Below are 13,804 nucleotides of genomic sequence, written 5' to 3'. Positions count from 1 at the left end.
TTCATCCGTTCGTTCATGACACAGCTCTCTTTCCACGGCACAACCAATCCTCCTTGATTTGTACCGTATTATAAGTGTTACCTATGTCATGAGTCTAAACTGTAACCTATGTTCTGGGTTTGTACCAAGGCCATAAGTTCAGGATGCAGTCGGCTGACGCCCTTAAATGGTGTGTCGATGTGCAGATCCGCGCAATGTATGAATCTAATATCCGGCATCATTCCCTTCCCGCTTATTGACCGCTCCCCTTGGGTGGTGTCCTACTTGTGTCAGCGTACAGTCTCTTCCCGTCTGAATAAATGCTAAACCCGATCGCAATTATCGCCAGTAGGCTACCAATAGCCAGACACAGGATAAGCACGGAGACAGGCTCTTGTTCGACTATACCACCGGTAAGCTCATAAGCATCCCAACCAAGTTTGACGGAAATAAATGTGATAAAAGACAGTACCGTCAGCGTAATCACCTGTCCCAGGACGTCTATTTTCGTCTTCTTTAATTTATAGGCCGACCATACAATAAACCCCGAACAGACTCCCGAGACAATGGAAACCAGATAGACACCGTATATAGACAGCTGAGACAGCAGATTTACTAATCTCACTTCCAGCACGACGAATAGCAGCAGAAATGCGAATGCGGCCAGACCGATCGGCGCTATTAGTAGTATTGACTGGGATGTTCCAGGCGCACCACGCATTTCATAAAGCATCGCGACTATGAAATTTGCCAGCAAAACAAACCACATGACATCTAGTAAAATCAGGATCACGATATTATACACGCCGAGTCGTTTCCAACCAGGACGATTATCCTCAATGAGACTTGGCTTGCCGGACTTGCCGTCGTAATAGCCTGACGAGTACCCCAAGACAAAGCCGCTGTCAACCGCCAGAGTCTGCGATTCGCGATGACCGTCGGTATAACCGCTCTGATATCCTTCTGTGTGACCTCTGTCGTAGCCCCTTGTATATGCGTCTTGATCGCAGCCGCTCCAGCAAAGAATGCTGACGAGCAGCGCCATCAATGCGTAGTTGCGCTTCATAGTTTGCCTCCGTATTTATTCTCCAACATAGCCATGGAAATTCCAAGAGTCGAGACCAAGATTTCTTCCCTTCCCGCTTATTGACCGCTCCCCTGAGATGGTGTCGAGACCGTGAGGTGTGTCGACGGGCGCGATGATGTTGGGTCAATGGTGTTAAGCGTTTCAAAGAAGATAAAAGAATCGATGAGGGATGTCAAGGATGTACCCGGCGGGTCTGAAGACCCGCCGGGCACAAACCCGGAGGGTCTGAAGACCGGCCGGGCACAAGGGGTGTGGATGTCAAATGGGAAGACCGTCGGGTCACAATCCCCCAAGGGGGCTCAAGACCCGACGGAACGGGCAGGGGATGTCAAGAATTCGGCCGTCGGGGCACAACATGTCAGGCCCAAAGCAAGTTTGAGCCTGCCACCCGGACGCCAGGGGGCTCAAGACCCGACGGAACGCAAAATGGCAGAACCGCTCACGATTGTAGTCTCTTGTGGAAGAGGGTTCTTCCCTACGGGGACTGGCGGAACGGGCAAGTTCGGGCGCGAGTGACTGGATTCCGTTTTTCAACGGAATGACTTAGAGGGAGGGGAATGACTTAGAGGGAAGGGAATGACTTAGAGGGAGGGGAATGACTTAGAGGGGGGGGGAGGGAATGACTTAGAGGGGGGGGAGGGAATGACTTAGAGGGAGGGGAATGACTTTGACCGGACAGGTTTGGTTGGTCATCAGGGCGGTTTTCATACAAGATCGGTGGTGATTGCGAGCGGGGGGGGGGTAAGAAGAGTAGCGGATGCATCGGGGCACCCAGGCGGTCAGGTCACATCCCGACACCGTCGGGACAAGACCCGGCCGAACATTGACGTGAGGTTGCCGTCAGACGAGGACCCGCCATCGGCGGGACAGCACAAAACATGTCAGGCCCAAAGCAAGTTTGAGCCTGCCACCCGTCGAGAAAAGATGGCAGGACCTTTCCGCCTTCGGCGAAAACCCTTTCGGGCAGGGGTCACTGCCCTACAAAAGAATGAAAATGAGGAAACGAAGCCAAATCGCTCCAACATTATGAGAACGAATCGAATACGAGAGAAAATCGAACACTGGATTCCGTTTTTCAACGGAATGACCCGATCTTGCCGATCGTGTCTGGCCGAACAGGAAACGCCTCTTTCCCCCCTCGCCCTCCGGGAGAGGGTCGGGGTGAGGGAATACCCGGTGAATCTGAAGATTCACCGGGCACAACAATGGGCAGGAAGTCTGGATTCCGTTTTTCAACGGAATGACGGAGGGTGGCGCAAAAATACAAAAATGAGGAAACGAAGCCAAATCGCTCCAACATTATGAGAACGAATGGAATACGAGAGAAAATCGAACACTGGATTCCGTTTTTCAACGGAATGACTTAGTGGGGGGGGAGGGAATGACTTAGAGGGAGGGGAATGACTTTGACCGGACAGGTTTGGTTGGTCATCGGGGCGGTTTTCATACAAGATCGGTGGTGATTGCGAGCGGGGGGGGTAAGAAGGGTAGCGGATGCGTCGGGGCAGCCATGCGGTCAGGTCACATCCCGACACCGTCGGGACAAGACCTGACCGAACGGGAATGGCCTCCTTCCCCCTCGCCCTCCGGGAGAGGGTCGGGGTGAGGGGATACCCGGTGAATCTGAAGATTCACCGGGCACAACATTGGTGGAACATACAAAAATGAGGAAACGAAGCCAAATTCGGATTACCCGGTGAATCTGAAGATTCACCGGGCACGAGGTATGAAGATCCATCGGGCACGAACATTAACGCAAGGAAGCCGTCAGACGGGACGTCTGACAGAAGGATGTCAAAACCTTCATCTGACGATGAACCCTGCCGGGCAGGGGTTTTGACCTACAAAAGAATGGAATGAAACATTTTCGCCAATCAAACGCGGCGTTCGAGGCGGGCCAGGCCGTCCATAGCGGCGACTTTGTAAGCCTCAGTCAAAGTGGGATAGTTGAAAACCGTATCGAGAAAATAATCAAGCGTCCCCCCGTGTGTCATCACGGCCTGACCGATGTGAATCAACTCGTTGGCCCTCTCCCCCACGATGTGCACGCCGAGAACCCGCTTCGACTTCGGGTCGAAAATCAACTTGAGCATACCATCGTGGTCGTTAATTATCTGCCCCCGCGCCAGTTCGAAAAACCGAGCCACCCCCACCTCATAAGATTGGCCCGCGGCGCTGAGCGTTTCCTCGGACTCGCCCACGATCGACACCTCGGGGATGGTCCAGATACCGAACGGAAGCAGGGTGTTGATGCACGAGGTATCCCCGCGCTTGAAAGCGTGAATGGCGGCCAGCCGCCCTTGGTCCATCGATACCGACGCCAGCGATGGAAACCCGATAACATCGCCGACCGCGTAAATATTCGGCACGGCTGTCTGGTATCGTTCGTTGACGACAATATTGCCGCGCTTATCAGTCTCGATACCGAGCTGCTTGAGGCCCAGATTCTCGGTATTGCCGGTACGCCCGGCCGCGAAAAGCAACTTGTCGGAGACAACCCGTCGGCCGCTTTTGGTGACCACGACCGGCTGGTCGTTTTCGACGAATATATCCTTGGCGCCATCGCCGAGCACCAGCGAAATGCGATACTTGCGCATGAGAAAAATCAAGTTGTCGCCGATCTCGTGGTCGAGAAAAGACAAAAGCCTCTCGCGGTCATCGACAATCGTGACTTTGACGCCGATGTGGGCGAAGATCGAGGCATACTCGCAGCCTATCACCCCGCCGCCGACAATGGTGAGCGAGCGCGGGAGAACATCGAGATCAAGTATCGACTCGCCATCATAGATAAATTTGTTGTCGAACTTGACTTGGCGCGGATGATACGGACGCGTGCCGGTGGAAATCACGATGACATCGGCTTTCAGATGCTCGATGTTGCCTTCCCGGTCGGTTACGGTTACGGTGTGGGGATCGACGATAGCGCCGGTGCCGTGGATAACCTCGATACCGTAGCGGGCCATGTTCTGCTGGATAACATCGAGCTCCTGCTGAATGACCTGCCCTTTGCGGTACATGAGTTCCTTGACGGTGACATCGGGCCTGACGCCGCCCATGAGGCCATAGACAGAGCGCTGGCGAAGACCGGAAATATAGACGACGGTTTCGCGGAGGGTTTTCGATGGGATCGTGCCGGTGTGGATACACACTCCCCCCTGCACGGAGTGGCGTTCGATGATGGCGCTGGTTTTGCGCATGCGCGAGGCCTCGATAGCGGCTTTCTCGCCGGCGGGGCCGGAGCCGATAACGACCAGATCGTATTTCTTATCAGGCAATGGGATTCACCTCCCGAAAGTTATCTATCAAAAGCGCTCGTGTATTCGCTACTAACAGCCGCGGGCGGCCATTGGTTCACAAAAGGGTCGAATTTGTGTCGGAATCGGCGGAGGGGTGTTTGAGGCGTTCGAGGTGACGGGTCATCGAGGTTACCTCGTCGCGCGATTTCTCCAGGCTCAGCGAGGCCGCTCTCAGCGAACCGTTCATGCGCTCATTGAGATGGGCCAGTTTTTCTATCGAGGCGGTGATGCTGTCGAGACATTCGCTTAAAAGCCGCCGGTTTGACCCCAACCCGGCCTCGGAATAGACCGCCGCGACGGAGGCCAGGAAGCCGTACAGATGTCCGGGCGATGATGGGATGACTTTGCGCGCCATAGCATAGTCGAATTCATCGAGACTCTCTCCGGCGACCAGTTGGTAGTAGACCGCCTCGGATGGGATGTACATGACGGCGAAGTCGGTGGTGTTTTGACCGGTCCGTATATATTTGGAAGCGATATCATCGATGTGTTTTTTTATAGCTGTGGCGAACTCCTTGCGCGCGGATTTGGCGGTATTGTCGGAGTCGCTCGAGGCGATCCGGTTGTAGGATTCCAGCGGGAACTTGGAATCTATCGGCAGCAGTTTGTCGGAGAGTTTAACGACAGCATCGACACGGGCGCCATCATCGAATTTGTGCTGTATCTCGAACAGTTGTTTGGGGAGGATCTGCCCGAGAAGATTTTCCAGAAGAATCTCGCCGAGGCTGCCGCGGAGTTTGGGCGGTTTCAGCAGTTCCGAGAGCGACTGGATGTTTTTGCCGATTGTTTCGATGTTGCTGGTCTGTGTGGAGAGTTTGCCGAGTTTGTTTTCGATTTCGTTGATGACCGACATGCGTCGGTCGAGCGTTTGGGTGCCTTCGGCGAGGCGGTCGTTGAGCAGGCGGTTGGCTGAGTCGAGCGATTCCCGAAGCGAGATGAGGCCATCCATCTGCTTGGCGATCAAATCGGCCTTGAGGGTTGCCAGGGCGGTTTCGATAGCCTGACGGGGGTCGGCAGATTTTTGGCGTCGCCAGCTGACAATCAGCCAGAGTGTAAGGAGCAGATTGACTGCCAGAAAAATTATGATTACCGTTGTGAGAGTATCCAACCTTCTCCCTCGCGCTTTGTTAGTGCGGCAGCACTCTGATTTTATCCGGAGCGATATCGGCGCCGCCGATTAGATCTTTTTTGAACCTGAGGTGAAGCGTGTTGTCGGTATCGCTGTAATAGTTTTCCGATGGGGTGATGCCCCAGATGTATTTGGCCACTAGGTGATTGGTGGCGTAGTCATAGACACCGGCCTCATTGCGGTCGAAGCGGATGCCGTAGCGGTGGCTATCGAGTTTTTCTCTGGCCTGATACTGTTCGTCGAACAACGACGAGACCTTACCATCGAGAGCGCTGTTCTTGCCGACAAGGATATTGCCCTGGGGGGATCCGGTTGTGTCTTTGACCGTGAGCGACAACCAGCCGTCTTTTTCGGTGATGTTTATGGCCGGTGATTCGAAGAGCGCTTTGCCGCCATCGATATCACCCGGATAGATGCCGGCATTACCGGCGAGCCATTGGGCCACGAAGCGATCGAAACCGGCGCGGACGGTATCCCAGTCGGGCTCGCTGAGCGCTTCGGCGAATATTGTTTTGATGTCATCTGGCGATAGTTTATAAAGGTCATCGAATTCGCCGGACAGGTACCGGTACAACTCCAGATAGTCGGCGAAGCTGATTTTCGTTCGCAGGAAGGCCGTGAACAGCCCGGCGAGCGGATAGGCCAGATCGGAGCCGGCGCTTTGCTCGAAGCCCTGCATGGTGAGAATGGAGTCGAGCTCCACCATTTGCATCTGGTAGAGGTTGCCGCCGAGCGCCAGAAGCGAAGCGGGCGCTTTACCCCATCGTCCCGCCAGATACACCGCGACACCCTCGCGCATAATCGGCAGCGTGTACAGGTGCAGTTTGCGAAGTTTGTAATTCACGAGGAAGTGGGTGACTTCGTGAAAGTGCGGGAAGAACGACGAGATGATATCATCGGAAGCCAGATCGTAGGTCCCTTTGACCAGATAGCCGGTGATGTCTTTGACCTGCGTTTCGTTCTGGCAGAGAAAATAGCGAAGCTTTTCCTTCTCCAGATGCTTCATGTCATCTTGAGACAGACCGAGCGAATCGGCCGCCCGGGTGATATAGCGGTCGAATTCATCCAGCGCCAACGTATTGACGACCGTTTCGGTAGCCGGGTCATATTTGATAAGAAGGTACTTGGTTTGAATCTCCGGCCAGCCGCTGCTGAAATAGTCTTGGGGGAACATGAGCCAGTAGTAGCCATCTTTCGAATAGGTCAAATAGTGATGCTCCAGTTTCCCATCGCCCGCGGTGAATTCCACGTTGAAGCGCATGTACTCATCGGAAGCGAGAGCGGTTCCCTCGCTCATGGCCAGGGGTGGGAATTGGTGAAGCAGGCCGGGGTTTCTCACGGCGGGCGAGGTACAGTCAATTTTGAGGGGTATGTTTATGTACTCGATGCCGAAGCGATTGGCGTTTGCTTTGCTTTCGGGCGTCCAGTACTGCTCGGCCGATTCGAAATTGCCCGACATCACCAGATCGAAATACTCCGAAAGCATCGCGGTGCCGCTTTCGGCTTTCGCGATATCAACGCCGCAAAAGAATACAAAAACGACAAGTATGAGGTTTTGCCAATGGAAACGAATCAAACGGGGCACGGCCACTCTCCTGTAATTTTGTTCGTGGGGTTAATATACAGGCTTTCTACAATCGATGTCCAGAAATGACTGAAACAAAAAAGGCCCCGCGAGGGGGCCTCAATTGGGAGGTGAAGAACTTAGAACGTAAAGCCGATGGAGAACCGCTGGGTTGATTCCAATCGGCCAAAATCCTGCCAGGCGTAGTCGATGATCAGGCGGGTGCTTGACGACAGGCCGGTATTGATACCGCCGCCCACCGTGAGGCCTTCCTCATCGTAATTGATCTTATAGCCGCCTCTCAGGAAAAACCTTTCATCGAAACCCAGTTGGGCGCCAATCGCGCCTTTTTCATCGTTGTCGTTGGAGTGCTTCAGTTCGCTGGACAGGGTCAGCACGGAGTGCGAAGCGAAATCGACATCGTAGGCGGCGCCGATTCTGAAGGCCAGCGGAAGGTCATAGGGATTGGTCTGAAGCTCGGCGCTGACCGGGTTGGCGTCTTCATCGAGTTCATCGTAGTACTGCACCACCAGGTCCGAGCCGGAGAAGGTCAGTTCCGGTCCCATGTTGGTGATGCTTATGCCCAGCCTGAGGGAGCTGACGCCGGGGCGAAGCATGGTTCCGAAATCGAAGGCAAAACCTTCGGATCGCTCATTGTGAATTTGCTCGCCGATATACTTGAAGGTAGCACCAAAGGCGAATTTTGAGTTGAGCTGCTTGGCGTACGATATTCCGGCCGTGTAGGAAGCCGCGCTGTAGTATTCTCCCGAGCCCTCCTGCTCTTCGAGAGTGGTGATTTCCATGTCATCCATCGTAAGGAAAGTGGCGGAAACAGCAAAGACGCCGATATCCTCGAAATTGCGGGCAAAACCGATATAGTTGAGATTTATATCGAGCAGGTAATCGACATTGGTGAAACTGACGGCATTATTCTCAATGGCGGCCAGACCGGCGGGATTCCAGAAGGTGGCGTAGATATCATCTACCATCGCCACCGAAGCCTCGCCCATCGCCTGGTATTTGGAACCGACGGCGATTTTGAGAAACTGCGCGCCGCTGGAACCTACTTTGGAAAATTCGGCGGACGCGGAGCCGGCCAGAAAAGCCGTCAAGATCGCTACTGTAATAATCTTTCTCATCCCGGCGTCTCCTTATTTCACTATCGCGAATCGTCCCATGTGTTCACCATATTCGGATTCCACGTGGAAGATATAGTGACCGGCGGCCACCAGTTGTTTGCTCGAGGACAACAGGTCCCATGTTTCGGAACCGGTATCGTCGTCGTGAGCGATGGTTCTGACGAGATCGCCGGCAAGCGTATATATTCTGATCGTGCACTTGTTCGGAAGGTTGTTGAAGAACAACATCGATTGTCCCTCAACTGTCTCCACCCGCGACGAATACTGGACGAAATACGGGTTGGGCACGACTTTGATATCTTTGAGTTCCTGCCCCGCCAGGGAGGCGTCGATTCCATCGACCGTAAACCGGAAGACATCGTCCGGACCGTTCAACCGGGCTCCTTCGATGGTGTACACATCACCAACGACGGGATTGAAGGTGGAGTCGTCGATTGTGAAGCGCCACCCGTAGTGGTGCGGGAATGCCAATTCGGTCAGGTTGCTGTCGGGATCGTAAAAATAGTCCACGATAATCAGTCCATCGCCGGGCTGCCATTGTCCGTCGTAGTCCCATTCATCGGTAGCGAGCGAGACGCGCTGGTTGGTGGACATGTTCCAGACCTCGAACGGAATTGGTATCTCCGGGAAATGACCTGTTTCCCAGTATTCCCACATCCACGGGGCAAGAGTGGAATCTTCGGTGAAGCGCAATTCGTAGGTAGCGCGATACTGAGCGTAACCGAAGGCGTAGTCGGGAATACCGTACCAGTATACCAGACACGGTCCATCGAAGTGCGCAATCTCTATCGTCGTAGTGCCGCTGACCGATGCCGTTTGTGAGCAGGCGGTCGGCTCAATTTCCGGGTTAGTGACCATAACCTGAATGCCTTCGGCGGTGTTGTAATCCTGCAGATCGGCGTTGTAGAGTCGTTGCCTTGCAAGAAGTGTGTCCCCGGTGGTGTTGTTAAGCAGGTGCCAGTAAGTCCGGGAGGCGGCGTCTTCGAACGTAACACTGAACTCGGCGCCGGTGAGAGCGTTTTTGTCAAAGATGTATGGGGTAACTGCTCCCTCGGAAGGGTGGTCGCTGCCGGTATAAATGTGCTCTACGGTCGAGGCGGCATCATAATAGCCGGCCGGTTCGGATTCGGGTCTTATTGAAACGACATTTTTGGCCTCGCCGGCTATTCCGTAGCCGGACTGCAAGGGGTCAATTATCTCGTCTCCCCGGTCGAAAGCGACCAGGCAGTACCAGTATTCGACGCCATTGATGAGGTCATTATCGATAAAGGTATGCGGAATCGGATCGCCCGGCTCGGTGACGCCGTAAGTGGCAACCGGTATGTACTCGATATCGAGACAGTCGTTTTCGAAGTCTCTGTCTTCGTTGCCCCAGGTTCTTCCGAGATCGTCGCTACGGTACAACTTGTATCCGGCAAAATCCGCCTGGCCGCTGAGCGGGTCGATTGCAGCTTCTGACGTGTCACCCCAACTCAAGTACACTTTTTGATTGCCCGCCCTGGCCACCAGCGATGGTGTCGGGGGCGGCTCAGGACCGACATAGTAGTTGTCGTACATCGTCTGCGCCATAGCGGCATTGGAGACAAACTCGTCGTGATCGGCTCCGGCTATCAAGGCGTAAACAACGCGCACGGTTTGGCCGGCTCCGAGGGTTATGCCTCTGACGCACTGTACGTAGTACTGGTCGGTCGGAGGCAGCGGGCTATCGAACCGGGTGCTGTTAATCAGTTCGAAGCGACCAACATCATCGGTCGGCAAGAACGACCAGTCATCGGTTCTGAAGGCGGTCACACCGATATCGTTCGGCGTTTGGAGGAGTTTGGTTCCCATAACTCCGGTTTTGACAGTCGGTCCCCATCCGGGATCAATACCGACAACGTCAAAGATGTATGCCCAGTTATCCTCGATACTGTAGACGACCGAGTCATTCATGTTGCCGTTGCCACCGGTGCCATCGAGGCCGCCGACATCGATATCCACATAGAGACCGAAGGCGAAATCGTAATAGTCGATGGCGGTGGTATTGGTTATATCGAGAACGATAAACATGAAATCTTCATTGTAGCAGTAGTTCCATTGCATAATCGAGTGGGTAAGTTCCAGACCCATCAGCGATGATCCCGATGCGGCGTCGTTGAGACGGTAGTGCGAATCCTGAAGTGAAGTCGGACCACCGGCGTTGAAACTCGAGGTGAGGGAGTTGTAGCTGGTGTTGTACTCAAAAGTCTCCAGATTAGCGCTCCATATACGCCAGCCAAAGGCCGGGTTGCCTTCGCTGAGACCGACCGTATCGGCGGGGTCAAAGTCATAGTAGCGATTGGTATCCGTCGAGAGATATATTTTGTAGGCGTCGGAACCGTTCACCGGCATTCTCATGCCTTGGAAGTCGTCTGCGGTGTTGGCCACCAGAGTGTCGCCGGTTGGGAGCACCGCGCCCATCCAGTAGTGTATTTCAGCCAGGTAATCGTGTCCGGAATTACGCGGCCACTCTCCCGACGGCAGATATCCCGGATATCCACCTACCAGCCCCCAGTTGTCGACGGTAGTGACGATATTGCCGACATTGTGCGTCACCCGATCGATCGTGGTCGGTTCCGGGGACAGCGACAACGTAGCGGGATCTTTCTGATTCGGATCGTTTTTGAGCGGCGGCATGGCCACAACAGTTGCCGCGAACAGGACAAGGGCCATCACGATGGCTATATTACATTTTTCAGTATTCTTTCGGCGTGTCATAATCTTATCTCCGGCTTAGAAGTGTAATTCTAACCCGGTTCTGATAGTCCGGGGAGGTGAATAATTCTGGGGATCGTGATCATACAGAGCGTCCCACTTATCCAATTCTTCCTGACTCAAGGCCAGAGTGGCTGTCTGGTTGAAACCATCATCATCGGCACAACCCGTCAGGGAGTAAACATTAATAATGTTGCGTCTATTGAGGAGATTATCGATTTCCACAAAGAAGCTAAGAATAGAACCGCCTCTCGACATGCGGAAATCTTTGTTGAAGCGCATATCGACGGTATAATATGCCGGCAGGCGGCCGGAATTGCGGTCACCGAGCCTGTTGCCGTCAACATCGGTCATCGTGTATGGAAGACCGGAACCATAGTGACCGACCGTGTTTATTCCCCATCCTCCCGGAATGGCGAGCCCGGCCACTTTCAAGTGACGATCGTACGGAACGCGGAAGTCGATTACGGCGGTCAAGGTGTGGCGCTGATCGAAATCCAGCGGGTATTCGGTCAGCGGCGCCAGGGTATCTTCGAGCGACGTGAGGTAAGTATAGTAGGGCTCGAGAGCATCGGAGCCAATGCCCTTAGCGACCATATATCCATAGGATAGTGAACCTGTGATGAAGTCGTTGGCGGGGAGTTTCTCGACGCTTATATCGACTCCCTTGGCGGAACCGTAATCTTCATTTACAAAGAAGGTCACGGAATTCCCGGCGACTTCGAATGACGACCGGGTGGTTACCAGGTCATTTATATCTTTGTAATAGGCGGTAATATCGAACTTTACCGCCTCACCTATCAGATGATCGAGACCAATTTCCCACGAGGTGGTGCGTTCAGGCTCGAGGTCAGGATTGCCGACCAACGGATAACCGCTGGAAACATCGCCACTCATATTGGTATAGAGATACAGAAATTGCGGCACTTGATAGTAGACGCCGTAATTCATGTGCATTACGCTTTTATCGGAAATCGGATATGAGATACCGAAGCGGGGGGACAGACGCTGTTTGGACTCTGCCTCTTTGAGATATGGCACAGGTTCACCGCTTTCGGTGATTGTCCAGGCGGTGTAGGTTACATCGGTGTTGCGGTAATCATAGCGAAGTCCGAGGTTTATAACGAAATAGTCATACTCCATTTTATCCTGTAAGAAGAGCGACGCGTAGGTCGGCTTGCTGATATATTTTTCGCCGTACGGTCGGGTGTTGTAAAACTGTTTGAAGTCCCACGTCACATTGTATTTTCGGTATTCGAGGCCGGCTTTCAGTTCATTGGACTTGTTGAACTGATTGATAAGGCTCAGGTGCAAGGCATCATAGGTAGTTTCGCGAAGTCTGAAACTCGGTTCGTAGTCATCACCGTCAGTAAAGCCGACGACCTGCATTGGGTCGCTCCAATCGACATCGTTAAGATAATTGTCATCATCGATAGTGCCATTATAAGTGCCGGTGGAATCCTCGGAGTAACCGGGCCAATCGGACCAGTAGACATTGAACAGATGTTGCGGGGCCGACTTGGTGTAGGTGTAAAACCGGTTATATCTTGTTGAGACAACGAACTTCTTATTGAAGTAGTAGTTTCCGGAGAGTCCGAGCAAATAGGACTGTTTCTCAAAGACCGGCAGTCCATCGAGATTCATATCATAGGAGACATTGTTGACATCGCGGTGGTCAAACTTTTCTCCGGACGCCTCATAATATGTCAGATTCGATACCAGCTTGACCTTTTGAAACGGCTGTGCCGAGAATTTCGCCGTTCCGGTGTAAGATGCCTGGCCGTTGTGAGGCAGGTCAGTGGGGTCGTGCAGATATTCTCCGGCAACGCTGAAGGTGTAAAGTCTGGAGTTGACACACGGAAGCGGTCCTGAAAGGTGGGCCGAGACGGATCTATTGCCCACATTCCTCAGATCACTCCAGTCGGCTGAGTTTATATCATAGGCGTGCGTGTAGCCCTGGTAAGTTTTTATGCCGCCGTGATACTCCGAGGTACCCTCGCGCGAGACGGCACTAACCACCCCCGAGAGAGCCTCGCCGTACTCGGCAGCATACCCGCCGGACGTAAGGGTCAACTCCTCCAGGGCGTTCGGAATAATGTGGATTCCGGAGTTAGCGACAAAAGGATCCTGCACCGAGAAACCATCATAGTAGTAACTCACCTGGCCGGATCGCCCCCCCCTGACGTGCAGATCCTGTTCACGATCAATAATCACGCCCGGATAATTCGTCAACACCGACTGCACGGTCACGATGTTAGGGAGTGTTTTTAGACGATCCGAGGTGAAGATCACCTTTGAGGCGGTCAGGTCTTTCTGGATGATCGGGTTATCGGCCATGACCACCACTCGATTAGAGAGCTCGACGGTTTCTTCATTGAGGGTGAAATCGACCGGGGTCGTGAGGTCTACGAGGACTCTTACATCTTTTTTTATGAGCGGCTCAAACCCGACGGTCGTGGCGGTGATATCGTACTTGCCACCGGGTATATCAATAACAAAGTATTCGCCGTCGGCGTCACTGACCGTGACCATATTGGTGCCGACGACTCGAATAGTGGCTCCCTCGATTGGTGCACCGGTGCTGGAATCGGTGACCACACCGGATATTTTTCCGGTAACACTGGCACCTACCGGAGCCGCGAGCAGACACAGCAGTGTCAGTATTATAGGGGAACGGAATTTGCTTTCGGGCATGAAAGATATTCTCCGCAAATGCATTTTGGAAATGGCGTCATTTTGTTACTGTTGAAACCTCTCTGTCGCGCGGGCGGCGCGGTTTACTAATTTATCGGTAGGGCACAAAAAATCTTTATTCCCCCTTTAGGGCAAAAAGGCAGGAAACAAGGCGCTTTTTATCCATTATGAATGGTACCGGGA

Annotated in this window: 7 protein-coding genes; all 7 read right to left on the bottom strand. The window is 53.4% G+C overall.

The window, feature by feature from the left end; all coding sequences use genetic code 11:
* Positions 1-232: 232 nt before the first annotated feature.
* A complete protein-coding gene (locus AB1483_12855; GenBank protein MEW6413339.1) occupies positions 233-1,045 on the bottom strand; it encodes a hypothetical protein in 813 nt (270 codons plus the stop codon).
* Between the two features lie 1,895 nt (positions 1,046-2,940).
* Positions 2,941-4,341, bottom strand: a complete 1,401-nt coding sequence (sthA, locus tag AB1483_12850) for a Si-specific NAD(P)(+) transhydrogenase (GenBank protein MEW6413338.1) — start codon at positions 4,339-4,341, stop codon at positions 2,941-2,943.
* A gap of 76 nt (positions 4,342-4,417) precedes the next feature.
* Positions 4,418-5,470, bottom strand: coding sequence for a DNA recombination protein RmuC (locus AB1483_12845; GenBank protein ID MEW6413337.1), 1,053 nt, complete (start codon positions 5,468-5,470; stop codon positions 4,418-4,420).
* Between the two features lie 19 nt (positions 5,471-5,489).
* A complete protein-coding gene (locus AB1483_12840; GenBank protein ID MEW6413336.1) occupies positions 5,490-7,076 on the bottom strand; it encodes a hypothetical protein in 1,587 nt (528 codons plus the stop codon).
* 119 nt (positions 7,077-7,195) lie between these two features.
* Complete coding sequence (locus AB1483_12835) at positions 7,196-8,194, bottom strand: PorV/PorQ family protein (GenBank protein ID MEW6413335.1); 999 nt, start codon at positions 8,192-8,194, stop codon at positions 7,196-7,198.
* Between the two features lie 12 nt (positions 8,195-8,206).
* Entirely contained in the window at positions 8,207-10,930 is a 2,724-nt protein-coding gene (locus tag AB1483_12830) for a hypothetical protein (GenBank protein ID MEW6413334.1), read from the bottom strand.
* A gap of 15 nt (positions 10,931-10,945) precedes the next feature.
* Positions 10,946-13,621, bottom strand: coding sequence for a TonB-dependent receptor (locus AB1483_12825; GenBank protein MEW6413333.1), 2,676 nt, complete (start codon positions 13,619-13,621; stop codon positions 10,946-10,948).
* Positions 13,622-13,804: the final 183 nt, after the last annotated feature.

This window comes from Candidatus Zixiibacteriota bacterium (assembly GCA_040756055.1).
Classification (GTDB): domain Bacteria; phylum Zixibacteria; class MSB-5A5; order GN15; family FEB-12.
The sequence above is the reverse complement of the archived record's forward strand: the minus strand, read 5'-3'. Positions and strand labels throughout refer to the sequence as shown.

Bases quoted from the DNA above. Each gene is read 5' to 3' on its own strand.
- AB1483_12855 (MEW6413339.1), bottom strand. From the start codon at position 1,045: ATGAAGCGCAACTACGCATTGATGGCGCTGCTCGTCAGCATTCTTTGC.
- AB1483_12835 (MEW6413335.1), bottom strand. From the start codon at position 8,194: ATGAGAAAGATTATTACAGTAGCGATCTTGACGGCTTTTCTGGCCGGC.
- AB1483_12830 (MEW6413334.1), bottom strand. From the start codon at position 10,930: ATGACACGCCGAAAGAATACTGAAAAATGTAATATAGCCATCGTGATG.
- AB1483_12825 (MEW6413333.1), bottom strand. From the start codon at position 13,621: ATGCCCGAAAGCAAATTCCGTTCCCCTATAATACTGACACTGCTGTGT.